Annotated in this window: 23 protein-coding genes and 1 riboswitch; of the genes, 8 read left to right on the forward strand and 15 right to left on the reverse strand. The window is 31.7% G+C overall.

Translation table 11 applies throughout. The annotated features are described in order from the left end of the window. The first annotated feature begins 10 nt into the window (after positions 1 to 10). The 3 genes from groL to AC3VJB_RS09450 all read left to right on the forward strand — a co-directional run bounded on the left by groL (position 11) and on the right by AC3VJB_RS09450 (position 4,699). Complete coding sequence (gene groL / locus AC3VJB_RS09440; RefSeq protein WP_437823155.1) at positions 11 to 1,648, forward strand: chaperonin GroEL; 1,638 nt, start codon at positions 11 to 13, stop codon at positions 1,646 to 1,648. 103 nt (positions 1,649 to 1,751) lie between these two features. Then, positions 1,752 to 2,180, forward strand: coding sequence for a hypothetical protein (locus AC3VJB_RS09445; RefSeq protein WP_437823157.1), 429 nt, complete (start codon positions 1,752 to 1,754; stop codon positions 2,178 to 2,180). Positions 2,181 to 2,257: 77 nt separating this feature from the next. Beyond that, the gene (locus AC3VJB_RS09450) at positions 2,258 to 4,699 is read left to right on the forward strand and encodes a hypothetical protein (RefSeq protein ID WP_497667065.1); all 2,442 of its coding nucleotides are present in this window, start codon (positions 2,258 to 2,260) and stop codon (positions 4,697 to 4,699) included. Positions 4,700 to 4,747: 48 nt separating this feature from the next. On the opposite strand, the gene AC3VJB_RS09455 is transcribed toward AC3VJB_RS09450, so the two are convergent. The 15 genes from AC3VJB_RS09455 to AC3VJB_RS09525 all read right to left on the reverse strand — a co-directional run bounded on the left by AC3VJB_RS09455 (position 4,748) and on the right by AC3VJB_RS09525 (position 18,916). Beyond that, complete coding sequence (locus AC3VJB_RS09455; RefSeq protein ID WP_047788564.1) at positions 4,748 to 5,725, reverse strand: polyprenyl synthetase family protein; 978 nt, start codon at positions 5,723 to 5,725, stop codon at positions 4,748 to 4,750. Between the two features lie 328 nt (positions 5,726 to 6,053). Next, positions 6,054 to 7,094: a dual-specificity RNA methyltransferase RlmN gene (gene rlmN / locus AC3VJB_RS09460; RefSeq protein ID WP_196781620.1), complete on the reverse strand. Its 1,041-nt coding sequence runs from the start codon at positions 7,092 to 7,094 to the stop codon at positions 6,054 to 6,056. Positions 7,095 to 7,164: 70 nt separating this feature from the next. Next, entirely contained in the window at positions 7,165 to 8,214 is a 1,050-nt protein-coding gene (gene queA, locus AC3VJB_RS09465) for a tRNA preQ1(34) S-adenosylmethionine ribosyltransferase-isomerase QueA (protein ID WP_047788566.1), read from the reverse strand. Positions 8,215 to 8,281: 67 nt separating this feature from the next. Continuing rightward, a complete protein-coding gene (locus AC3VJB_RS09470; protein WP_281979788.1) occupies positions 8,282 to 9,511 on the reverse strand; it encodes a 3-phosphoshikimate 1-carboxyvinyltransferase in 1,230 nt (409 codons plus the stop codon). Positions 9,512 to 9,517: 6 nt separating this feature from the next. Further along, complete coding sequence (locus AC3VJB_RS09475; RefSeq protein ID WP_073181790.1) at positions 9,518 to 9,766, reverse strand: hypothetical protein; 249 nt, start codon at positions 9,764 to 9,766, stop codon at positions 9,518 to 9,520. Then, on the reverse strand, positions 9,767 to 10,093 hold the full coding sequence (locus tag AC3VJB_RS09480) for a nucleotide pyrophosphohydrolase (RefSeq protein ID WP_073182681.1): 327 nt from the start codon (positions 10,091 to 10,093) through the stop codon (positions 9,767 to 9,769). A 47-nt stretch (positions 10,094 to 10,140) separates the two neighbouring features. After that, the gene (locus AC3VJB_RS09485; protein ID WP_159493326.1) at positions 10,141 to 10,518 is read right to left on the reverse strand and encodes a VOC family protein; all 378 of its coding nucleotides are present in this window, start codon (positions 10,516 to 10,518) and stop codon (positions 10,141 to 10,143) included. Beyond that, complete coding sequence (locus AC3VJB_RS09490) at positions 10,509 to 11,726, reverse strand: MFS transporter (protein ID WP_173360518.1); 1,218 nt, start codon at positions 11,724 to 11,726, stop codon at positions 10,509 to 10,511. Before AC3VJB_RS09490 ends, AC3VJB_RS09485 begins: the two co-directional genes overlap by 10 nt. A gap of 507 nt (positions 11,727 to 12,233) precedes the next feature. Further along, positions 12,234 to 12,983, reverse strand: a complete 750-nt coding sequence (locus AC3VJB_RS09495) for a cyclase family protein (protein ID WP_073181796.1) — start codon at positions 12,981 to 12,983, stop codon at positions 12,234 to 12,236. Positions 12,984 to 12,995: 12 nt separating this feature from the next. Continuing rightward, positions 12,996 to 14,120, reverse strand: coding sequence for a radical SAM family heme chaperone HemW (hemW, locus tag AC3VJB_RS09500; protein ID WP_437823168.1), 1,125 nt, complete (start codon positions 14,118 to 14,120; stop codon positions 12,996 to 12,998). A gap of 49 nt (positions 14,121 to 14,169) precedes the next feature. Next, on the reverse strand, positions 14,170 to 14,529 hold the full coding sequence (locus AC3VJB_RS09505) for a four helix bundle protein (RefSeq protein WP_047788573.1): 360 nt from the start codon (positions 14,527 to 14,529) through the stop codon (positions 14,170 to 14,172). Positions 14,530 to 14,577: 48 nt separating this feature from the next. Continuing rightward, positions 14,578 to 15,132 (reverse strand): crossover junction endodeoxyribonuclease RuvC, encoded by a 555-nt coding sequence (gene ruvC / locus AC3VJB_RS09510; protein WP_437823170.1) that lies wholly within the window; start codon positions 15,130 to 15,132, stop codon positions 14,578 to 14,580. Positions 15,133 to 15,140: 8 nt separating this feature from the next. Beyond that, complete coding sequence (gene ade / locus AC3VJB_RS09515) at positions 15,141 to 16,763, reverse strand: adenine deaminase (protein WP_437823172.1); 1,623 nt, start codon at positions 16,761 to 16,763, stop codon at positions 15,141 to 15,143. A gap of 93 nt (positions 16,764 to 16,856) precedes the next feature. Next, positions 16,857 to 18,449, reverse strand: coding sequence for a phosphoenolpyruvate carboxykinase (ATP) (gene pckA / locus AC3VJB_RS09520; RefSeq protein WP_073181804.1), 1,593 nt, complete (start codon positions 18,447 to 18,449; stop codon positions 16,857 to 16,859). Between the two features lie 86 nt (positions 18,450 to 18,535). Further along, positions 18,536 to 18,916 (reverse strand): DUF423 domain-containing protein, encoded by a 381-nt coding sequence (locus AC3VJB_RS09525; RefSeq protein WP_047788577.1) that lies wholly within the window; start codon positions 18,914 to 18,916, stop codon positions 18,536 to 18,538. Positions 18,917 to 18,996: 80 nt separating this feature from the next. Here AC3VJB_RS09525 and AC3VJB_RS09530 point away from each other — a divergent pair, with 80 nt between their 5' ends. From AC3VJB_RS09530 to metE, 5 genes are all read left to right on the forward strand, one after another. Beyond that, the gene (locus AC3VJB_RS09530) at positions 18,997 to 20,367 is read left to right on the forward strand and encodes a saccharopine dehydrogenase family protein (protein WP_047788578.1); all 1,371 of its coding nucleotides are present in this window, start codon (positions 18,997 to 18,999) and stop codon (positions 20,365 to 20,367) included. A 111-nt stretch (positions 20,368 to 20,478) separates the two neighbouring features. Then, complete coding sequence (locus tag AC3VJB_RS09535) at positions 20,479 to 21,048, forward strand: Crp/Fnr family transcriptional regulator (protein WP_047788579.1); 570 nt, start codon at positions 20,479 to 20,481, stop codon at positions 21,046 to 21,048. Between the two features lie 82 nt (positions 21,049 to 21,130). Further along, complete coding sequence (locus AC3VJB_RS09540) at positions 21,131 to 22,405, forward strand: NAD(P)/FAD-dependent oxidoreductase (RefSeq protein WP_047788580.1); 1,275 nt, start codon at positions 21,131 to 21,133, stop codon at positions 22,403 to 22,405. A 7-nt stretch (positions 22,406 to 22,412) separates the two neighbouring features. Beyond that, the gene (locus AC3VJB_RS09545) at positions 22,413 to 23,168 is read left to right on the forward strand and encodes a DJ-1/PfpI family protein (protein WP_047788581.1); all 756 of its coding nucleotides are present in this window, start codon (positions 22,413 to 22,415) and stop codon (positions 23,166 to 23,168) included. Between the two features lie 111 nt (positions 23,169 to 23,279). Next, a riboswitch (cobalamin riboswitch) is annotated at positions 23,280 to 23,466 on the forward strand. 186 nt (positions 23,467 to 23,652) lie between these two features. Further along, entirely contained in the window at positions 23,653 to 25,977 is a 2,325-nt protein-coding gene (gene metE, locus AC3VJB_RS09550; RefSeq protein ID WP_437823180.1) for a 5-methyltetrahydropteroyltriglutamate--homocysteine S-methyltransferase, read from the forward strand. Positions 25,978 to 25,981 lie beyond the last annotated feature (4 nt).

Below are 25,981 nucleotides of genomic sequence, written 5' to 3' on the forward strand. Positions count from 1 at the left end.
TTAAACAAACATGGCAAAAGATATAAAATTTGATGTAGACGCTCGCGATGGATTAAAACGCGGGGTAGATGCATTAGCGAATGCAGTAAAAGTAACTTTAGGACCTAAAGGACGTAACGTTATTATTTCTAAATCTTTCGGAGCTCCTCATGTAACTAAAGATGGAGTTTCTGTAGCTAAAGAAGTAGAACTAGAAGATCAGTTAGAAAACATGGGAGCCCAAATGGTAAAAGAAGTAGCTTCTAAAACTAACGATTTAGCAGGTGATGGTACTACTACTGCTACAGTATTAGCACAAGCTATCGTAAAAGAAGGTTTAAAAAACGTAGCTGCGGGTGCTAATCCCATGGATTTAAAACGTGGTATTGATAAAGCTGTAGCTGCTATTACTGAAGATTTAGCTAAACAATCTAAAGAGGTTGGTGATTCATCAGAGAAAATCAAGCAAGTAGCTGCAATCTCTTCTAACAACGATGCTATAATTGGTAACTTAATTGCTGAAGCTTTTGAAAAAGTTGGTAAAGAAGGAGTAATTACTGTAGAAGAAGCTAAAGGGACTGACACTTATGTTGATGTTGTTGAAGGAATGCAGTTTGACCGTGGATACTTATCTCCATACTTCGTTACAGATGCTGATAAAATGATTGCTGATTTAGAAAATCCATATATTTTATTATTTGATAAAAAGATTTCTAACTTACAAGAAATCTTACCTATTTTAGAGCCAGTTGCTCAATCAGGAAGACCTTTATTAATCATTGCTGAAGATGTTGATGGACAAGCATTGGCTACTTTAGTAGTAAACAAGTTACGTGGTGGATTAAAAATTGCTGCTGTTAAGGCTCCAGGATTCGGAGACAGAAGAAAAGCAATGTTAGAAGACATCGCTATTTTAACTGGTGGTACTGTAATTTCTGAAGAAAGAGGTTTCTCTTTAGAGAATGCTACTTTAGATTTATTAGGAACTGCTGAGACAGTAACTATTGATAAAGACAATACAACTATCGTAAACGGATCTGGTGATGAAGAACAAATTAAGGCTCGCGTAAACCAAATTAAAACACAAATTGAAACTACTACTTCTGACTACGATCGTGAGAAATTACAAGAACGTTTAGCGAAGTTAGCTGGTGGTGTTGCTGTATTATATGTTGGTGCTGCTTCTGAAGTAGAAATGAAAGAAAAGAAAGACCGTGTTGATGATGCTTTACATGCTACAAGAGCCGCTGTAGAAGAAGGAATTGTTGCCGGTGGTGGTGTTGCTTTAGTACGTTCTAAAAAGGTATTAGAAACTATTACTACAGAAAATTTAGACGAAACTACAGGTATTCAAATTGTGAATAGAGCTATTGAATCTCCATTACGTACGATTGTTGAAAATGCTGGTGGTGAAGGTTCTGTTGTAATTAACAAGGTATTAGAAGGTAAAAAAGACTTTGGATATGATGCTAAATCTGAACAATATGTAGATATGTTAGAGGCTGGTATTATCGATCCTAAGAAAGTAACTCGTGTAGCTTTAGAAAACGCTGCTTCTGTTGCTGGAATGATCTTAACTACTGAGTGTGCTTTGGTTGACATTAAAGAAGATGCTCCTGCAGGTGGTGGAATGCCTCCAATGGGTGGTGGAATGCCAGGAATGATGTAAGTCGAGAAGCTCGACACCTAAATAGTAAAAAACCTCGAGAAAAATTCTCGAGGTTTTTGTTTGGCTTGATTTTTGCTTTTTTTTAAATTAAAAACTTAATAGTATGAAAACAAAAAAATATTTACTACTAATTGTTGCTTTTATTTCTTTAAACTTATCTGCTCAAGAAGAGAAAAAAACAAAGAAAGAATCATTTGATATTATAATCAATAACAACGAAATCAAATCAAACCAACTGCTTTTAGACTTTTTACAAAGAGATTCTAGACTTAAAGACATGCAGATAAGTAAATTAATTGATTACCAGAGAAAAAACAACACAAGCAACTTCGAAAACGCAAATACAAGGAAATTAAAAAAGTTTGGTAAGCCAAGTCCAACGGTTACTACAATTATTGTTGATAATGAAGTTATTTTAGGAGACGGTATTAACAGACTTTATCTTTTAGATCAAGTAAGGATGAAAAATATAAATAAAATAACTAGATCTAATCCTAGTTTTGATCAAGAAATTCATATTCATATGTTATAAAAAATAAATCCATAAGAAACTCGAGAGCTTCTCGAGTTTTTTATTTACATAAATTTTCTTAGTTTTAAGAAAAATTTATGCAAAAAATAATACTCTATCTAGTTCTTTTCTCTAACATATTTACTTTCTCTCAAGGACCTCTTATTACTCAAAGCTATTCTTCTTATTTTGAAAACACCAGAGAAATACCTTTCTTACATATAAATAAAACTACATTTTTAACAGGACAAGAGCTTTGGTTTAAAGCTTATATACTTGAGCAAAATTCACAAAAGCTACACCCAACAACATCGAACCTATACGTATCTATTTTTGATTTAGAAGGAAAGTTAAAAACTCAAAAATTAATACATATTAAAAACGGGCTTGGTACAGGTAATATTTTATTAGACTCTACTTTTGTAGATAATTCTTATTACATAAAAGCCTCTACAAATTGGATGAAAAACTTCAAAGAAGACAATTCTTTTATTCAAAAAATTTCCATCATAAACAGTAATAATAATAATAATAATAATAATAATGATAATGATAATGATAGTAAAATAATAAAAGAGAGTGCTTCATATGAATTTAAACTGTTTCCAGAAGGAGGCCATATTCTTTCCAATACAATTAACAACTTTGGTATTCTAATAAAAAATAAAAACGGAGAAGGAATTAAAATTAACAAAGGAGTAATAAAGAATAACTTAAACGAAATAGTCAAAAACTTCTCTACTAACTCTTTTGGGTTGGGTAATACAAATTTATTAATTAGAGGAGGTGAAACTTACGAATTTGAAGCTGTATTAGAGAATGGACAAACTATAAAATCATCAACCCCGTTACCTAAAAATAAAGGAGTAACTCTCAGAGTTATTAATTCAAATCCAAATTTTTTCTTAATTAATATACTTACTAATAAAAACTCTTTAAATCAACTAAAAAACCGCTCTTTTAAAGTTCTAATTCACAACACAAGGAAGTTTATATCTTATAATTTTAATTTTAACTCTAAAGACACTAAATACTCTTTGTTTATTAACAAAAATGATATTGATAAAGGAGTTAATATAATCACAGTTTTTGATTATAAAAATACTCCTATCTTAGAGCGACTTATTTTTATTAATTCTCCTTCCCTTTTTACTGATATAAATATAAAAAACACTCCTGATAACTTAAGTGATTCCACCTCTATTCACTTAAAAAACAACACAAATGAAAAGGTTTTCTTAAGTTCTTCTTTTCTTCCTATAAAAACAAAAAGCTATTCCCCTGAAAATAACACAAATACATCTTTTTTATTAAAACCCTATATTAAGGGAAACATAGAGAACCCTAGTTATTACTTCAATAACATTAACAAGAAAAAACTTAGAGAACTTGACCTATTGTTGATAACACAAGGCTGGAGTAAATATAATTGGTTTGATATATTTAATAATCCTCCTAAAACTAATTATTCATTTGAAAATGGTATCAATATTGTTGGAACTCTTTCTAGTTCTTTAAATCAGAAACAGTCACTTTTAATATATTCTTCTAATAATAATATTATTAGGGAGATTAAAGAAAAAAATCAATTCATATTAAAAAACACATCTATTAAAAAAAACACTTACATAAATTTTGGGATAAAGACTAAAAATAATATTCAAAAAGTATCTCCTTATCTACAGTTTTCCAATACTATTTTAATTGATTCAATCAATAAAAATAATTTGCTTTCTAATAGCTTTGAAAATTCAAGCACTGAATTACCTAACTCTATGTTTCAATTAAAGAAATTTGAAACTTTAGATGAAGTTATAATCAACAAAAAGAAAGATATTAAATCTGAAAATAACCCCTATGGTGCAGCTACAATGCTAACTAGAAAAGTCATCGATAATACAACTATAGCTTCAGGTGAAACAATTTTAGATTATTTAAAAAGCAAAAACTACAAAACAACAACAAAAGATGGCTACCTATATATAAGATCTAGGGGGTTAGGAAAATCTACTTCTAACCTATCACAATTAAGAAAAAACACTGAAGGAGGTGATACTTCCATTAGTCCAGTAAATTCTAGAGATCGTCTTAAATTAGACGTACGAGTTTTTTTGGATGAAAACGAAATAAGTTATGACTTATGGATGCTTGAGAGTATTTATCTTAATACAGTAAAAGAGATTTATTATGGTAGAGTTCATGATGTTAGGTCTAATGAACATATTTATATTTACACTTTATCTCCAAGAGAATATAGCAAGAATAATACTTCTTTCTTTAGTGAGTATAAAGTAGAAAAAGGATTCTCTATCGAAAAAGAATATTACACTCCTGAATATAACTCTTACGTAGACAATACTTATAAATATTATGGTGATATCTTTTGGGAACCAAATATAGAAATAAAAGCAAACTCTAAATTTGATTTCAAAATCCCACAGAATTTACAAGAAAAAGTCATTGTTTATATTGAAGGGGTTTCTGAGTCTGGAAAACTAATATCTAAAAAATATATTATTTCAAAAAAAACTAATCCGTAACAAAAATCTCGAGAAATTCTCGAGGTTTTTTATTTCTAGTACTTTTTTTTAAATCTTTCGCTCTACTACATAATCAATCATTTGCAGTAGGGAATTTTTATAATCTGAGTCTGGATAATTGTCTAAAATGGCTAATGCCTTATTTTTATAGTCGTGCATTTTAGCAGTAGTATACTCCAATCCCCCATTTTCTTTGACAAAAGCAATAACTTCTTTTACCCGTTTTTTGTTTTTGTTATGCTTCTTAACGGAATTTATTAACCACGATTTTTCTTTTGGAGAACAAGTATTCAAGGTATAAATTAACGGAAGTGTCATCTTTTGTTCTTTGATATCTATTCCTGTTGGTTTACCTATTTTGTCTTCAGTGTAATCAAATAAATCATCTTTAATTTGAAAAGCAATACCAATATACTCTCCAAACTTACGCATCTGTTGCACTGTTTTATTATTTGCTCCTACCGAGGCAGCACCAATACCACAACAAGCAGCTATTAGCGTAGCTGTCTTTTGACGGATAATTTCAAAATAAACTTCTTCAGTAATATCTAGTTTGCGAGCTTTTTCAATTTGTAATAACTCCCCTTCACTCATTTCTCTAACCGCAATAGAAATCAGTTTTAACAAATCAAAATCTTCATTATCTATAGAGAGTAATAATCCTTTGGATAGTAAATAATCACCTACTAAAACAGCTATTTTATTCTTCCAAAGTGCATTAATTGAGAAAAAACCTCTACGTCTATTACTATCGTCAACTACATCATCATGTACTAATGTTGCTGTGTGGATTAATTCTACTACTGAAGCTCCTCGATATGTACGTTCATCAAAACCACCATTAGAAACCATTTTTGCTACCAAAAACACAAACATTGGTCGCATTTGCTTTCCTTTTCTGCGGACGATATAATAGGTAATTCTGTTTAATAATGGAACTTTAGACAACATCGAATCTTTGAACTTTGTTTCAAAGAGTTCCATTTCTTTAGCAATCGGAAGTTTTATTTGCTCAACTGGCTTCATATAGTGAACAAAAATAAGAATAAAAAATGTTTACTTTTGATTAAAAACAAAATATGAAACACTTAAAGATAAGAGCGATTGTTTTTCTTATAACCTGCACCTGTTTAATATTATTAGGAAGCTACATTTCTGACGGTAATCAACGCTCTTGTTTAGGTAATCCAGTTATTTTACCATACATTTTTTTAGGTCTCCCTTTTGTATTTTTGTTAGGTATACTGGATATTATCGTTTTAACTTTTTTAAAGAAACTAAGACTTTATAAAATTATTATTAACTTAAGTTTAATTCTAGTTTCTTTTCTCATTGCTTTTCTATTTATAGAGTACTAAGATTTATTAGCTAATTGCCCACAAGCAGCATCAATATCTTTTCCTCTAGAACGACGCACATTTACCACAATATCGTTCATTTCAAGATTAGAAATATAATTGTTTAAAGCTCTATCTGATGCTTGTTGAAACTCTCCGTCATCTATTGGGTTGTACTCAATTAAATTAACCTTACACGGAACATATTTGCAGAATTGCACCAAGGCATCAATATCTTCTTTTCGATCGTTAATTCCATTCCAAACAACGTACTCATACGTTATTTTTCGTTTAGTCTTTTCATACCAATACTCCAAAGATTCCCTTAGATCTTTTAATGGAAAAGTAGCATTAAATGGCATAATAGATGTTCGAACCTCATCAATAGCGGAGTGTAATGAAACTGCTAAATTAAAACGTACTTCATCATCTGCCATTTTTTTAATCATTTTAGGCACACCAGAAGTTGATACGGTAATTCGTCGAGCTGCCATTCCCAAGCCTTCTTCTGAAGTTATTTTATCAATAGCTTTAATTACGTTGTTGTAATTCATTAAAGGTTCTCCCATTCCCATAAAAACAATATTTGACAATTTATGATTATGGTATAACCTACTTTGTTTATCAATTGCTACAACTTGATCGTAAATTTCATCCGCATTTAAATTACGCATACGTTTTAAACGAGCTGTTGCACAAAATTTACAATCTAAACTACATCCTACTTGACTAGATACACAAGCTGTAGTACGTTTTTCAGTAGGAATTAAAACTGACTCTACAATTAATCCGTCATGAAGTTTAATTGCATTTTTTATAGTACCATCATTACTACGCTGCATTGTATCAACTTCAATATGATTGATTACAAAGTTTTCATCAAGCATTCTTCTTGTTACTTTAGATAAACTTGTCATATCATCAAACGAATGTGCTGCTTTATGCCATAACCATTCATATACTTGGTTACCTCGAAAGGCTTTATCTCCGTTTTCAATAAAAAAGTCACGGAGTTGTTCTTTGGTTAATGCACGTATGTCTTTTTTCTTTACTATCATCATCAGGTACAAAAATACACAAAACCTCACAAGTAACTTGTGAGGTTTTGTAAATGGTTTAAAAACTGTTTTATAAAATTAACATCGCATCTCCGTACGAGTAAAATTTATATTTTTCTTTAATTGCTTCATGGTATGCTTCCATAATAAAATCGTGCCCTGCAAATGCAGAAACCATCATTAACAATGTAGATTTAGGCGTATGAAAATTCGTTACCATAGAGTTAGCTATACTAAAATCATAAGGAGGAAAAATAAACTTATTCGTCCATCCTTCAAAAGCGTTTAATTGATTGCTTGAAGAAACAGATGATTCTATAGTTCTCATTACAGTAGTTCCAATTGCACATACTCTTTTTTTATTAGCTATAGCATTATTTACAATATCTGCACTAGCTTGTGGGATAATAATTTGCTCAGAATCCATTTTGTGCTTAGATAAATCTTCAACCTCAACTGGATTAAATGTACCTAAACCTACATGCAATGTTGTTTCAGCAAAATCTACTCCCTTAATTTCTAATCGTTTCATTAAGTGCTTAGAGAAGTGTAATCCTGCTGTTGGTGCTGCTACTGCTCCTTCGTGCTTAGCAAAAATAGTTTGGTAACGATCTTCATCTTCTGGCTCTACCTCACGTTTTATGTATTTTGGTAATGGAGTTTCTCCTAACTCAATTAATTTTTTTCTAAATTCATCGTAAGGTCCATCAAATAAGAAACGTAATGTTCTACCTCGTGAAGTAGTATTGTCAATAACTTCAGCTACTAAACTTTCATCGTCTCCAAAGAATAATTTATTACCTATTCTTATTTTTCTTGCTGGATCTACTAATACATCCCACAAACGATTTTCAGCATTTAATTCACGTAATAAAAATACTTCAATACGGGCTCCTGTTTTTTCCTTGTTCCCGTACATACGAGCTGGAAAAACTTTCGTATTGTTCAACATCATTACATCTCCTTCATCAAAATAATCGATTAAATCTTTAAATAGTTTATGCTCGATTTTTTGTGTGTCACGGTGCAATACCATTAATCGTGCTTCATCTCTATGCTCTGAAGGATATTCTGCCAATAATTCTTTTGGCAATTCAAAATTAAAATTTGATAATTTCATTTGTAAAATTTTCTTAACGGTGGCAAATATACAATTTCAACATAGGGGTTGTCAAGCTATTGCCCTATTATTTTATGGTAACATTCTGAATTCCTACACTCAGCATATCTTTCCAAAAACTTCTATACGATTTAGTTACTACTTCTGCTTCTAAAATTTCTATGGAAACTTTTAATGCTAACGGAGCAAATGCCATTGCCATACGGTGATCATTATAAGTGGCTATTTGAATATTCTCTTTAATTTTTATAGATGATTTTAAGTGTAAACTTTCATTAGTAACAGAAATATCTGCTCCTAATTTTGTTAACTCTTCACGTAATGCTTCTAAACGATCAGTCTCTTTAATTTTTAAGGTATGTAGCCCTGTTAAATCACAAGCAACACCTAATCCGAAACATGTAACTGCAATAGTTTGGGCTATATCTGGTGCATTTTTTAAATTTTCTTTCAATACAGCTGAACTATGTTCTTTTTCTTTGGTTAAAAGAATTGAGTTGTCTTTAAAAGTAGTCGTTACTCCAAAGTGTTTATAAATTTTTTCCAAACAACTATCTCCTTGCAAACTATCTTTTTTATACGCTGATAATTTCACAAAGGAACCTACTTTACTCAACGCTATAATCGAATAAAAATAAGACGCTGAACTCCAATCAGACTCAACTACAACTGTTTGTTTCTCTAAAGTTAATTTAGGTTTTATTTTAATAACCTGTCCTTTAAACTCAGCTTCAACCTTCAATTGATGTAATAGCTGTAAGGTCATATTGATGTAAGGGACAGACGTTATTTCACCTATTAACTCAATCTCTAATCCGTTTTGTAAACCTGGAGCAATTAACATTAATGCTGAAATATATTGACTACTTACATTTCCATTAATCGAAACCTTATCCTTTGCTAGTTTTTTCCCTGATATTTTAAGTGGCGGGTATCCTTCTTTTTCAACGTACTCTATAGTTGCTCCTAAATCACGGAGCGCATTAACCAAAATTTCAATCGGTCGATTATGCATGCGGTCTGATCCTTGCAATATTTTTGTAACACCTTCTTGGGTTGCAAAAAAAGCAGTTAAAAAGCGCATCGCAGTTCCTGCATGTCCAATGTCTGCAATCGTATTATCAGAAGTTAACGCTCCTTGTAAATGGTGTGTATCGTCAGAATCTGATAAATTTTCTATCTGTAAATCTGGATATAACTGTTGTAAAATCAACAATCTATTCGATTCACTTTTTGAACCTGAAATGGTTATGTGAGTACCTGAATTAAATTCTTCAGTTTTTAATCTTAAATCCATAAAAAACTATTTCGTTTTTTTATTTACAATGTATACACTATAAATAAGTGCGATTACTATTTTGCTCAACCAAAAACGAATCCACTGTTTATTTGCGAAATGTACATTGTACACAGTTTCAAAGTCTCCTGAAAAAATAGCCCCTCCTGTTTTAAATAATAAAGAAAATACCGCTACGATTATTAAAAAAGGAGTTCCTACTTTTAAAACATTAATCCAAAAACTTCCTTTTTGTATATTATTAATGAGACTCATTTATTGTAGTTTTTTGTTATTGTGATGACGATCGTGATCTCTTTTAGTTTTAATATCCAACTTCTTATCAAAGGCTTCTTGCAAATTTACGCCTGTTTGATTTGCTAAACACAACACTACAAACATTACATCGGCCAATTCTTCTCCTAAATCTTTGTTTTTATCACTTTCTTTTTCACTTTGCTCTCCATAACGACGCGCAATAATTCGAGCAACCTCTCCAACTTCTTCTGTTAGTTGCGCCATATTTGTTAACTCGTTAAAGTAACGTACTCCGTGATTTTTAATCCAATCATCTACCTGTTTTTGTGCGTCTTGTATATTCATATTTTCTGCTTTCTTATTAAACATTCAAAGATAAAAACTTCTATTTCTTAATCGATTCGCCAAGGCGGATTTTTTCTGTGTTCTCCTGCTTTAAACAGAATTAATTTATTACCATCTGGATCTAACAAGTGGGCTTCTCTCCATAACCATGTTTGATCTTTGGGTAATTGGGTGAATTGAACTCCCTTTTCTTGTAGTTTCTCTACTAATTCATCTAAATTTTCATCTTCAAAATACAATGTAACACCCTCTCTTTTAGGCAGCTTCTCTACTTGATGAATTGAGAAAGTTGTATTACCATCTGGCACTTCAAATCGGACATATCTAGGGCTTGCATCTACAATGAGAAGCAAGCCTAGTTTTTTATAAAATATTACAGATTCATTTACATCTATAGACGGAATTGTTACTTGATTTAAGTCCATGCGATTACTTTCTCTCTTTTTACAATTCGTACTAACATTAATAAAAATAATACTCCTATTCCCGATAATACAATCATAAAATTCCATGTATTATCAAATCCAATATTATCAATTAATTGCATTCCAGAATTGTGTCCGAAAATATGCGACATAGAAAATGCAATACTATAATACGCCATATATTCTCCTTGATTTCCTCTTTTGGCTCGTTCCATTACAAAGGCGTTTGAAAAAGGGAAAGCTATCATTTCTCCAATAGTCATTAACAACATTCCTACAATTAAAATTCCAGCCCAACCTGTTAAATTGATTACTACAAAACTTAATCCTGTAAGTGATAAACCAAAAAACATTAAGAATTCTTTAGTATACTTACTTTTTTCTAACCAAGTAATCAGGGGCATTTCTAATAGGAAAATGAAAAAACCGTTCATGCCCATTAACAGTCCTATTTCTAACTCTGTTAAATGATGTATATCTTTATAATATAATGGCATGGTAGAGAAATATTGTAAAAAAATAAACCCGAACACAAACATTCCTACAAAAAATATCCAAAAAGCCTTATCTGAAAAAATCGACTTTGGATTTTCTACCTTTACTTGATCTAACACTCTTGCTTTTTTAGGATGTAATACATTTATCAATAATAAAGTTGCTAAAACACAAGTAACTCCATCTACCCAAAACAGCCCGCTATACCCCATTGAGGTAATTATTAATCCTCCAACTGCTGGACCTGCAGAAAACCCCAAGTTAATTGCCAGACGGATTAAGGTTACTGAACGTGTTTTATTTTCTGGTTTACTATAAGTATTTAAGGCTACAAACATAGCGGGTCTAAAAGTATCTGCTACTAGCATCACCAAAAAGATACCAATACAAAACCCCCAGAAAGTTTCTACAAATTGTAAGGATACAAAGAGTAATCCTGTTAAAAACAAACTGGTTTTCATTACCTTGTAAAAACCTATTTTATCTGCTAATTTTCCTCCCAACCAAGAGCCTACAACAGAACCTAATCCAAAGCAAGTCATAATCCAACCTACATCTTTTAAAGTAAACTGTAAACTTTCTCTTAAATACAAAGACATAAACGGAATTACCATTGTACCTGCCCTGTTTATTAGAGTTATTAAAGCGAGCCACCATACTTCGATTGATAAACCTTTAAAGGTATCTAAATAATTAAAATAGAGTTTTTTCATGTGGTTTGGTTTTAGTGTTGATGTTGATATAAAAATAAAAAGTCCGACTATGAAGTCGGACTTTTTATTATCGTTATATTTTATGTGAACATAATTATAATACATACATTGCCCGATCGTCTTTGTGTCTTACCACAGTCGATTTACATTGCTTATATGTATTAAAAATTGTCATTACTTTAATTCTACGACTGTAAATTTATAAAAAAACAAATTGTTTCTACAAAAATTTTATTTTTTATTTTTTTTAATAGTTTTTACACGCTTAAAAGTTTACTTTTAACCATTCGTCTACAGTAACACTCTTTTAATCTTATTTTTTATTTTCACTTTAATATCTACATTATCTTTGAAGTGTAAGTGAAACATAAAGTAAATCTCGCCGAACAGATAGAGATCCCTAAAAAGAAACATTTACTAAGTAACATCAATAAACTATTCTATTTTAAATATTCAGAAAAGCATGCTTATCTAAAACTTTTCAGTAGTTTGTTTTTATCATAACAATTAACACAATTTATAAAGAATTGGCTTACTTGGAGTAGCATCATTTTCAAATGGTGCTATCATAAGGTTCAAAAAGTAAGTTCCATCCTCTATTCTATTAGGTACATATATAAATTCTGTTATTGTTGCCTGCATTCTAATTTCTCCTTGTGTATCCCAAAAAGCATTATGTGCTAACAATTTTCCTTCGTCTTTTTCTTTGTCTACCGATGGTAAATCAATTAGTAAATGTTCTATTCCTTTTTCTTTTAAGTATATAGCACCTTCTTCTAACAAATAGGTTGGATTTGTGTTTGAATACCGCATCGATTTTTTGTCTGAAAGGTTTGGTAAGGTTCTGATTACAATTGCATCGCGCTTTTTGTTTCCTAAAACATTTTGTAATTGTTTTTTTGAAATTACAAAATCCTTATTTTTTAACTGCTCTGGAGCAATAGTCACTACTTCTGCTAAGAAGAAAAATTTTGATAGTTCTTTGTTTACTGAATAAACTTCTTCTGTTATATGCCCCACACATTCGGTATGCGTAATATGTGAGTGCGGATTAAACTGTATGTTATTAAAATTTACATCAGCTCCTTGTTGTACACTTCCAATCCAATTCCCATCTGAAACAGGAAAAATTTTAGGATCATCAAGATACCATGCATTTATATTTTCTTTTGAGGTATCAATTGCTATTGAAATGTCTAGTGGTTTTGATAAATCTATTTTGTATTTTCTTGAGTTGTATTCAATTGTTGCAATCATACTCAAATATACTTAAATAATAAATAATTCGGAAGCCAATCCATCTGCTAAGAACTTTCCCTTTTCTGTAGTCTTCAAAACTTCATTTGTAATGACTAGTAGCTCTTGCTGGATAAATTTCTCAGCATTTTTAAGGAGTTTTTTTCTAAACTCTTCCCCGAAATCCTCCTCAATTTTCTCTACCGACACTCCCCAAATGGTTCTTAATCCTGTCATCAAATATTCATTAAACTGATCTTTCTTAGTGAGTTTTTCTTCTTCTAAAGGGAGTTTTCCTTCTTGAATTGCTTTTATATATTTTGCATTGTTAGCTACATTCCAACTACGGTGTGTTTTATTAAACGAGTGTGCTGATGGACCAATGCCTATATATTTTTTCCCTAGCCAGTAACTTGTATTGTGTTTTGAAAAATAATTTGGTTTTCCAAAATTGGAAATTTCGTAATGTACAAATCCGTTTTTAGTGGTTTCTGCTACCAAAACATCAAAATGTTCTTTGGCTACTGTTTCGTCAACATCAGGATATTTTCCTTGCTTGATAAATGAATCTAATGCTGTTTTAGGTTCTACCGTTAACGCATATGATGAAATATGATTGATCTCGAAATCAAAAGCTATTTGCAAATTTTCTCTCCAACGTTCATTACTCATATTCGGAACTCCGTAAATCAAATCAATAGTAATATTATCAAAGTAGCGTGTCGCGACAGACAAGCAGTTTTTTGCTTCTTGTGCATTATGAACTCGATTCATCAATTGTAAATCTTCTTCAAAAAAAGATTGTATTCCTATGCTTAAGCGATTAACAGGGGTTTTAGATAATTCAATTATTTTTTCTTCTGATAAATCATCTGGGTTCGCTTCTAAGGTGATTTCTGGGTTGGCTATTACTACATAGTTTTGATAAATAGTATCTATTAACAACCTCAATTCTTCATGTGACAACAAACTTGGGGTTCCTCCTCCAAAATAAATCGTTTCTATTTCTTCATTTTGTAACTCTTCCTTTCGCAATTCTAGCTCTTTCACCAAGCAAGAAACTAACTCCTCTTTCTTTTTTAATGAAGTAGAAAAGTGAAAATCGCAATAATAACATGCTTGCTTACAAAATGGGATATGTAGATAAATTCCTGCCAAATCAGTTATCAGTTATCAGTTATCAGTTATCAGTTATCAGTTATCAAGATTACTTATAAATCCTTGTCGTTTTTAATATTGAAAAAAGAATTTTTGCTATTTCATCGGCTTTTTCAAACAACTCCTCATACTCCTCTATTCTTATTTCTTCACTATCTTTTAATAAAGACAGCCAATATTTAGTTTCTAAACATTCTTTATAAGCTATTGAAATTTTTGCTGAGAAATCTGCCTTAGAAATAGCTCCATTAGCCTCTACTATATTTGCTCCTACCGATGTACCACTTCTTACTATCTGCTTAGATAAAATAAACTCCTTGTTTTCCTTCATCAATTTTTTACTTAGTTTAATAATCAAAAGAGCAAAATCGTATGATTTATTTTGAAGTGGGTTCTTTTCTAGTTTCATAGCTATAATATTTGACTATTGTTTACTGTTCATTGATCATTGAAAAAATCAATTTTTAATTTTTTTCGGATTTTGTTTTACAAACGCTGCCCAACCTGTATAGTTCTTACCTCCTACTTTTGTTCCTGAATTATAAAAATGGCACACCGCAGCTGCTAAACCATCCGTTGCATCTAAGTTTTTAGGTAGCACTTTTAAATTCAATAACGATTTTAACATTAAGGCTACCTGTTCTTTACTTGAAGTTCCTTTTCCTGTAATGGCCATTTTTATTTTCTTGGGCGCATACTCGGTTACTGGTATTTGTCTTGACAATCCTGCTGCCATGGCTACTCCCTGAGCACGCCCTAATTTCAACATGGATTGTACATTCTTCCCATAAAAAGGAGCTTCCAACGCTATTTCATCTGGATGATAAGTATCAATCAATTCAATGGTACGTTCAAAAATAATTTTGAGTTTTAAATAATGATCGTCATATTTTTTTAAGAGCAATTCATTCATTTGAACAAATTCCATCTTTTTCCCTACTATCTTTATAATTCCAAATCCCATAATGGAAGTTCCTGGGTCAATCCCTAATATAATTTTTTCTGTCTTCAAACTCTCGTTTATTTAACTTCTAAAGAAGTAAATTTAAATGTGTTCCCATCAAACAAGCCTTTGTCTGATAGTTTTAAGGATGGAATTACCAACAACGCCATAAAAGATAAGGTCATGTACGGAGCTCGTAATTTGCTACCTAGTTGTTTTACCATCGCATCCAATTCGGCATAGGCTTTTCCTATTTCAACTGCTGGTTTATCTGACATGATTCCAGCCACAGGGAGCGGAACAACTTTTTCTTCAGAAGATGTTACAGCGCAAACGCCTCCTTTATTTTCAATCAATAAGTTTACCGCCTTACAAATTAATTCATCCGATACACCGACAGCGATAATATTATGAGAATCATGTCCTACAGAACTCGCTATTGCCCCTTCTTTTAACCCGAAGTTCTTAATAAACGCAATAGAAGGTTCTGCATTTTGATAACGGTTTACTACGGTCATTTTTAACACATCGTTTGCTACATCAGAAACTAAACTTCCATCTTTTATCAACGAATCTGCTTCTATTTCATTTGTCACTAATTCTCCGTCCAAAGCCTCAATAACTCGAATCTTTTCAGATGCTGAATGGAACTCAAAATCGGAAACGTTTTTTGCATCAGTGTCAAAATTATTCAACACTTCAAAATCTACATGCTCTACAAATGATTTTCCTTTATCAGCTACTAATTCACCATTAATATACGTTTGTAGTATTTCAAACTTTTGTAAATCTTTCACCACAATAAAATCAGCATCATCTCCTTCGTTTAAAATCCCAACATCCAAATTGTAATGCTCTACTGGGTTTATACAGGCTACTTGCAATACTTTAAAAACATCTATTTCTTTCGCTACTGCGCGCTCACATAATTGGTTAATATGTCCTAATAACAAATCATCTGGATGCTTATCATCAGAACAGAACATCATGTTCTCATAATACTCAGGTAGCAAATCAATTAATGCTTCAAAGTTTTTTGCAGCACTTCCTTCACGGATAATGACTTTCATCCCTTTTTCTAACTTCTCCAATCCTTCTTCATAGGTAAAGCATTCGTGGTCGGTATAAATTCCTGCCGCTATGTATTTATCTAAATCTTCTCCACGTAGTCCAGGTGCATGACCATCTACAGGTTTGTTGTAATGTTTTGCCCAAGCTATTTTTTGCAACACTTCTTCATCTTGATAAATAACCCCCGGATAATTCATCATTTCTGCTAAATATTTGATATCAGGATTCTCCATCATTTTTTTTATGTCTTCTGAATCAATTACCGCTCCGGCACTTTCAAAAGAAGTCGCTGGTACGCATGATGGCGCTCCGAAATTAAATTTTAACGGAACTTTTTTTCCGTTTTCAATCATAAAATTTACTCCTTTTACACCTAACACATTGGCTATTTCATGTGGATCGGATACTGTTGCTACCGTACCGTGTGTTACGGCTATTTTTGCAAACTCTGATGGCACTAACATAGAACTTTCTATATGAATATGCGCATCTATAAATCCGGGTAAAATATAGTTTTCTACAGTATGTTCTACTGCTCTAATTTGTGTAATCTTTCCTTCTTTAACCTCAACTTCTCCTTTAAATATTCGTTTGTTTTGAATATCGACTATATTTCCCTGTACAATCATGCTAAAATTTATTTATTGCTAAAATACTGAGTATTTTTCACAAAAAAAGCACCCGTAACGGATGCTTTTTTGATAAGTATATTTTTTTTAAGGTTACGCTATTGGTCCTCCTTTAATAATTTCCTCGCTTGCCATTTCTTCAAACTGAGCAAAGTTCTTTCTAAATGAATTCGCTAATTCCATAGCTTTTGCATCATAGGCATCTTTGTCTGCCCATGTTTGCTTTGGATTTAATACTTCATCAGGAACATTTTCACAAGTAGTTGGCATTGATAATCCAAAAATTGGGTGTTGTACAAATTCAACATTTTCTAAATTACCTTCTAAAGCTTCTGTAATCATAGCACGAGTGTACTTTAATTTCATTCTGCTACCAGTACCGTAAGCACCTCCTGTCCATCCAGTATTAATTAACCAAACGTTTACACCTGCTTCTTGCATTTTCTTACTTAACATTTCAGCGTAACGCGTTGGGTGTAATGGCATAAATGGAGCTCCAAAACAAGCTGAGAAACTTGGTAATGGTTCGTTAATTCCAGCCTCTGTACCTGCTACTTTTGCTGTGTACCCAGAAATAAAGTGATATGCTGCCTGCCCTGGTGTTAATTTAGAGATTGGAGGCAGTACTCCAAAAGCATCTGCTGTTAAGAAGAAAATATTCTTTGGGTTTGCACCTTTAGATGGTTTTTGAATATTTTCAATGTGATAAATAGGATAACTTACACGAGTATTTTGTGTAATTGATGTATCATGAAAATCTACATTTCCTTTATCATCCATCACAATATTTTCAAGGATCGCTCCTCTTTTAATTGCTCCGTAAATTTCTGGCTCTTTCTCTTGAGATAAGTCAATTACTTTTGCATAACATCCTCCTTCAAAGTTAAAGATTGTGTTTTCAGCAGTCCAACCATGCTCGTCATCACCAATTAAACTACGATTTGGATCGGTAGATAATGTAGTTTTACCTGTTCCTGATAATCCAAAGAAAATAGCTGTATCACCATCTTTACCAACGTTTGCAGAACAATGCATTGGTAACGTGTTTTTGAATACAGGTAAAATAAAGTTTAATGCAGAGAAAATTCCTTTTTTAATTTCCCCTGTGTATCCTGTACCACCAATTAACGCTACTTTTCTAGTAAAGTTTAAAATAGCAAAGTTGTGTTGGCGTGTTCCATCCACTTCAGGATCTGCCATAAAACCTGGAGCGTTTACTACTGTCCACTCTGGAGAAAAGTTTTTTAACTCCTCTGCGGTAGGACGTAAAAACATATTGTGCGCAAACATGTTACTCCAAGGGTATTCATTTACAACACGAATATTTAATTTATAATCTTCGTCTGCACATGCATAACTATCACGTACAAATACTTCTTTGTTAGATAAATAATTAGTTACTTTATCGTATAGCTTGTCAAATTTTTCTGAATCGAAAGGAATATTAATATCTCCCCACCAAACTTGGTCTTTAGTTATATCGTCTTTAACAATAAAACGATCCATTGGAGAACGTCCTGTGAACTCACCTGTTTTAACAGCTAATGCTCCAAAACTGGTTTCTACTCCTTGTTCTTTTTCAATAGTGATGTCGTGTAACTCGTCTGAAGTTAATTGATAACGAACCGTAGCGTCTTTTATGCCTAAGTTATCTAACGATATCGTTTTCGTATCAAGATTTGTCATCTTAAAAGATTTTAGTTGTGTTTAATTTTGGACAAAAATAGTTCTTTTTGATTAAACAGCTATATCATTAAATGATTTTATCAACTTTAACCTTTAATAACTTTTTTAAAAAAGCTATATGCTAAAAGGCTCCAACCAACGATTAATAACACTCCTCCTAACGGCGTTACAAACCAAATTGCTTTTGCAGGAACATTCGCTAAGTAAATTAAATATATAGACCCAGAAAACAATAAAATCCCAGCTATTAAAAAATAACTAATTCTGTTTTTTTCTTTGTTAGTAAGCTCAGTAAACATATTTACAAAAAGTAATAAAAACACATGAAAAAACTGATAACGTACAGCAGTTTCAAAACTCTCGAGGGCTTCTAGTGTTAATTTTGTTTTTAAAGCATGAGCTCCGAAGGCACCTAAAATCACAGCAATCATTCCCAAGACCGCAGCTATTGTTAAATTTTTATACATTATTTTAATTTTTGTTTAAATTTAAACTTTTTTAGCGATATTGTCGCCTCAAATTTTATACACAACAAAAATAATTATAAATGAGAAATATATTGATTATTGGTGCTGGTAGATCGAGCTCTTCACTTATAAAATATTTATTAGATAAATCTTCACAAGAAAACCTACATATAACTATTGGTGATGTTTCGTTAGAAAGCGCTCAATCTAAAATTCACAATCATTCAAGTGCTACAGCAATACAGCTAGATGTTTTTAATGCTGAAGAGCGCTCAAATGCAATTCAAAAAGCTGACATTGTTATTTCAATGTTACCTGCTCGTTTTCATATTGAAGTAGCTAAAGATTGTATTACTTATGGAAAACACATGGTTACTGCGTCTTATATTTCTGATGAAATGAAAGCTTTAGATGAAGAAGCTAAAGCTAAAGGTTTAGTATTTATGAACGAAATTGGTCTGGATCCAGGAATTGACCACATGAGTGCTATGCAAGTTATTGATCGTATAAAAGAACAAGGAGGAAAAATGCTATTATTTGAATCTTTTTGTGGTGGATTAGTAGCTCCTGAAAGCGATACCAACTTATGGAATTATAAATTTACTTGGAACCCAAGAAATGTAGTATTAGCTGGTCAAGGTGGAGCTTCAATGTTTATTCAAGAAGGAACCTATAAGTATATTCCATATCAAAAATTATTTAGAAGAACTGAATTTTTAACTATTAATGGCAGTGGAAGATTTGAAGCGTATGCAAACCGTGATTCTTTAAAGTATAGAAGTATTTATGGTTTAGAAGATATTAAAACCATGTATCGTGGAACTATTCGTAAAGTTGGTTTTTCTCGTGCTTGGAATGTTTTTGTCCAGTTAGGAATGACTGATGATACATACACTATTGAAGATTCTGAAAACATGAGCTATCGTGATTTTACAAATCTTTTCCTAGCCTATTCTCCTTCAGATTCTGTTGAATTAAAATTCCGTTCGTATGCAAAGATTGATCAAGATGATTTGATGTGGGATAAATTTGTAGAGTTAGACATCTTCAATCCGAACAAAAAAGTAGGCTTGAAAAACGCTACCCCTGCTGAAATTTTACAAAAAATATTGATGGATTCTTGGACTCTTGAAGCTGAGGATAAAGATATGATTGTAATGCATCATATTTTTGGGTATCAATACAAGGAGGAAAATCATCAAATAGAAAGTAGCATGGTTATTAAAGGTGATGATCAAACCTATACTGCTATGGCAAAAACTGTTGGCTTACCTGTAGCTATGGCTACGGTACGTATTTTAAACGGTGACATCACAACTCCTGGAGTTCAATTACCGATTAACAAAGAGGTGTACGAACCAATTTTAAAAGAATTAGAAGATTACGGAATTACTTTTGTTGAAAAAGAAGTTCCGTATTTAGGCTATAACCCTGAGAGTATAAAAGGATAAAGTCTTCCAAAACGAACACAAGGCATCAATTTATTTGGTGCCTTTTTCTTTTAAAAATAAAAGGAATCTCTATAAAGTTGGTATTTTTACCTTTAAATACTAAACTAAGATATGGGTAAAAGCATTTTAAAAAATCATATTAAAAATTACACAAATCTTTCTGAAGAAAAATTAACGGAAATACTTTCTTTTTTTGATTGTCAATCCTATAAAAAAAAAGAAATTTTATTACTCACAAATAAACGTTGTAATAAACTATTTTTTGTTACCAAAGGTTGCTTACATTTATATTTTATTGATAGTTTGGGCTACAAAAAAACTACACAGTTTGCTCTAGAAAATTGGTGGTTAACTGACTTTTTAGCTTTTCAGAACCAAAAACATGCTAACTTTACCATAGAAACAGTTGAAAACTCTGAAATTTTGTCAATCTCCTTTTCAAAATATAACGAGTTATTAAATAAGTTTCCCTTATTAGAAAAATATTTTAGAAGTATATATGAAACCGCATACGGAGCTGCTTTAATGCGTTTAAAATACATTAACAGTTACTCTAAAGAAGATATCTTTTTTAGATTTAGAAAAGACTTCCCTGATTTTGTACAACGAGTACCCCAATATTTATTAGCTAGTTTTTTAGGATTAACTCCTGAATATTTAAGTGAAATTAAAAGAAAATAGCTATTCTTAAGTTAGTTTATTTTTTACTAAAACATACTTAACTACCTTTGCATTTATATTAATTTAAGGGCATAATAGCATTATGAAAAACATGAAAAAAATTGTCGTTGTTGGCGGCGGTTTTGCTGGGTTAGAACTTATAAAAGGGTTAGGAAATTCTGAAAATTATCAAATTATTTTAGTAGATAGTAATAACTATAATTTCTTTCCTCCTTTAATCTACCAAGTATCCACAGGTTTTATGGAACCTTCTGCAATTAGTTATCCATTCAGAAAAATTTTAAGAAAATTTAAAAATGCTCGTTTTCGTCTGGGTACACTTGAAAAAGTTGTTCCAGAAGAAAATAAAATAGTGGTAAGTAATGGAGAAATAGCATATGATATCTTAGTAATGGCTACTGGTACAGAAAGTAATTTTTTCGGAAACAAAAACATTGAAAAGTACAGTTTACCAATGAAAACTATTAGTGACGCCTTGTCACTTAGAAATGTTATTTTAACTCGATTTGACCGTGCTACTAGAATTCACAATCCTGAAGAAAGAAAGAAGTGTTTAACTTTTGTTATCGCTGGTGCTGGTCCTACTGGGGTTGAACTTTCTGGTATTTTATCTGAAATTAAAACTTCAATTATCATAAAAGATTATCCAGAGTTAGATAAAAATGATTTTGGAGAAATTCATCTTATTGATGGTCAAAGCTCTGTATTAGCTCCAATGTCTAAAAGAGCACAAGAATATACCTCTAAAAAGTTAAGTGAACTCGGAGTAACATTAACGATGAACACCATGGTTAATGATTTTGATGGTGAAACTGTATATTTATCAAACGGAGAAGAAATACATACTAAAAACCTTATATGGGCTGCCGGTGTATCTGCTAAAACATTTGATGGTTTTTCAAAAGAAAGCTTTGGTGCTGGTAGAAGGTTAAAAACAAATCAGTTCAACCTAGTACATTCATATGATAATATTTATGCTTTAGGTGACTGTGCTTTGATTTTAGGAGATGAAAGCTATCCTAAAGGACATCCTCAATTAGCACAACCTGCATTACAACAAGCTAGAAACTTAGCTAAAAACCTTTCTAGAAAAGATACAAACTGGAAAACTTTTCAATATAATGATAAAGGTTCATTAGCTATTATTGGAAGAAATAAGGCTGTATTAGATTTCCCAGGACAAAAACAATCATTAAAAGGTTTTGTTGCATGGTTAATTTGGATTTTTGTACATATTATGGGGCTTGTAAACTTCAAAAACAAAGTAAGAACTCTATACAACTGGTTAGGCTATTACATATACAAAGACCAATATTTTAGAATGATTATTAAACCTACTCAAAGAGATACTAAATAAAATACGCATGAAAAATTTAAGCATTGTAGTAATACTACTTTTTACAATTATTACTGTTGGTTGTAATTCAGAAAAATCGAAAACCAATAAAAAAACAGAAGAAGTTGAACAAGTTGTATCTCCATCTGACACACTAACTAAACACCTAAAACCATTTAATCCTAATTTACCAACTATTGGACTTTTAATGTTTAATGGGGTTTTACAAGGAGAAGTTATAGCAACGTCAGATGTATTTGGAAAAGCAGATAAAGATGGCAAACAACTTTTTAATGTAGTAGCTATTGCTGAAACAGCTAAACCCATTACTACTGAAGAAGGAATGCATTTTGTTCCCGACTATACTTTTGAAAACTGCCCTAAACTAACAGCCTTGTTTGTACCAAGCGCTTACGACATGTACGCACAAGTACATAATAATAAAGTTGTAGATTTTATAAAGACAAAAAATCAAGAAACCCAATACACTGTTAGTAATTGTGCTGGAGCTAATTTAATTGGTAAATCTGGTATAGCAGATGGTCATAAAATTGTAACATGGATTGGTGGTGGTGAACAACTACAAAAAGACTATCCAAATTTAAAAGTGCAAAACGACAGCTTAGTGACTTTTGTTAAGGATGGTAAGTTTTTATCTTCAAACGGAAATTTAGCAAGCTATATTTCAGCATTAGAACTTCTCGAAATTATGACAAATACTGAACATAGAAAATTTGTTGAAAGCTATCTATACTTGGACCAACTTAAAAACTGGAAAAAATAAACATTAGTTATAAATTTTCTTTTTCAAACATAAGCATCAATTTATTGGTGCTTTTTTTATTACCAGTTCTAAAAAAATAATACATACATTTACCCCGATAAGTTCTTTACATACTTCATCAACCGAAAAGGTTTTACTTAACTGTAGATTAATAGGGAATCGTGTGCAAATCACGAACTGTCGCGCAACTGTAAGTAACACACCAAAAGTTTTTATCCTAGTATATCCACTGCCAAAAGCGGGAAGGATGATAAAAGCTGTTATAAGTCAGGAGACCTGCCTATTCGGATATTGACAATGCTTTCGCGATTTGAAGCTTTTGGGTCATACCGATGATATATTTTTAACGCACACTTTCTTTATGAAATGCTGTGCTTTTTTGGTATGTCATTATTTTTCCTCAAACATCTTATCGTTTTTAGCATTTCGAAGCATCTAAAAGAGCTTTTAAAATTAATGTTTAATTATAAAAGTTTAAAAGAAAATGCAAACGCACATTCTTGGCTATCCGCGTATTGGTAGCAACAGAGAACTCAAAAAAGCCTGCGAGCAATATTGGTCAGGCAAAACTAGTTTACAGGAACTTCTTGAAACAGGAAGAAATATCTGTCAACAAAATTGGAAAACACAACAAGAAGCAGGCATAGACCTTATTCCTTGTAATGATTTTTCTTATTATGATCAGGTGTTAGACATGACGCTTACTGTTGGAGCTATTCCTAAACGTTACAATGAAGTAATGTTAAAAACTTCAAATTCTGAACTTGACCTTTACTTTGCTATGGCAAGAGGATATCAAAAAGATGATCTTGATATCACTGCTATGGAAATGACTAAATGGTTTGACACCAATTACCATTATATCGTTCCTGAATTTTATAAAAATCAGGAATTCAAACTATTTTCTAACAAAATTGTTAATGAGTTTGTCGGAGCTAAACAAGCAGGGATTAATGCTAAGCCTGTAATTATTGGTTTGGTTAGCTACCTTCTTTTAGGTAAAGAAAAAGAAGAAGGTTTTGATAAATTAGATTTAGCCCCAAAACTACTCCCTGTATATATTGAAATTCTACAAGAACTTCAAACACAAGGTGCTGAATGGATTCAGTTTGACGAACCTTTTTTAGCATTAGATTTGAGTGAAAAAGCCAAAGAAACCTATCAATTTATCTATAATGAGATTAGAAAAAAGTTTCCTAAACTAAAGTTTATAGTTACTACTTATTTTGAAGGTTTAAAAGACAATCTTTCATTAGCTAACATACTTCCTTTAGACGCATTGCATATCGACTTAGTTCGCTGCGAAGAACAGCTAGATGATGTATTGAATACTCTTCCTAAAAATAGAATCTTATCGTTAGGTGTTGTAGATGGAAGAAACATTTGGAAAAATGACTTTAAAAAGTCATTACAGCTAATAAAAAAAGTCACTGATAAGTTAGGTTCTGAAAAAACCTTTATTGCTTCTTCTTGTTCTTTGTTGCATTCTCCTTGTGATTTAGATTTAGAGATCTCTCTTGACACTGACATTAAACAATGGCTTTCTTTTGCTAAACAAAAACTTACCGAAGTAAGCTTATTAAAAGAGTTATCTGAAAACACTAGTGATGAAAATATTTTAAATGCTTTTGAAGAAAATAAAAAAGCTATTGCCAATAGAAAATCTTCAGCATTAATCCATCATAACGATGTAAAACTACGTGTTGATTCCATTAACGAAACAGATTCTAGAAGAAAAAATAGTTTTTTAATTCGTAAAGAAGCACAAGAAAAAGTATTGAATTTACCGCTATTCCCTACTACAACCATTGGTTCCTTCCCTCAAACTAAAGAAGTAAGAAGCTGGAGAGCTCAATTTAAAAAAGGTATCTTAAGTAGTGAGGAGTACAAATTCCTACTAAAAAAAGAAACCCAAAAAACCATTCAATGGCAAGAAAAAATAGGGTTAGATGTATTAGTTCATGGTGAGTATGAGCGAAACGATATGGTAGAGTATTTTGGTGAACAACTTGCTGGAGTTACATTTACTAAAAAAGGTTGGGTTCAAAGTTATGGTAGTCGTTGTGTAAAACCTCCTATTATTTATGGGGATGTATACAGACCACACCCAATGACTGTTTATTGGTCACAATACGCACAATCTTTAACTGACAAATGGGTTAAAGGAATGCTTACAGGCCCTGTTACTATTTTACAATGGTCATTTGTTCGTGACGATCAACCTCGTAGCATTACTTGCCAACAAATTGCACTGGCTATACGTGATGAAGTTAGAGACCTAGAAAATGCTGGTATTAGAATTATTCAAATTGATGAGCCTGCTATAAGAGAAGGTTTACCGTTACGAAAATCAGGGTGGAATGATTATCTAAAGTGGGCTGTTGAAGCTTTTAAAATTTCATCTTGTGGTGTAAATGACGCTACACAAATACATACACATATGTGCTATTCTGAATTTAATGACATTATTCAAAGCATTGCTGATATGGATGCCGATGTAATTACTATTGAATGTTCTCGCTCTCAAATGGAGTTGTTAAACGCTTTTGCAGATTTCAAATATCCGAATGAAATTGGGCCTGGGGTTTATGACATCCACTCACCAAGAGTTCCTTCAAAAGAAGAAATGGTTGAATTACTACAAAAAGCACAAAAAGTTATTCCAGCTTCTCGTCTTTGGGTAAATCCTGATTGTGGTCTTAAAACTAGACATTGGGATGAAACTGAAAAAGCTTTAATAGCTATGGTTTCAGCTGCAAAAGAAGCCTATTTAAGCTATAATGCTAACACCTTAGAAACTGTAAATTAATAAT

It is taken from the genome of Tenacibaculum sp. TB-53 (assembly GCF_059716285.2).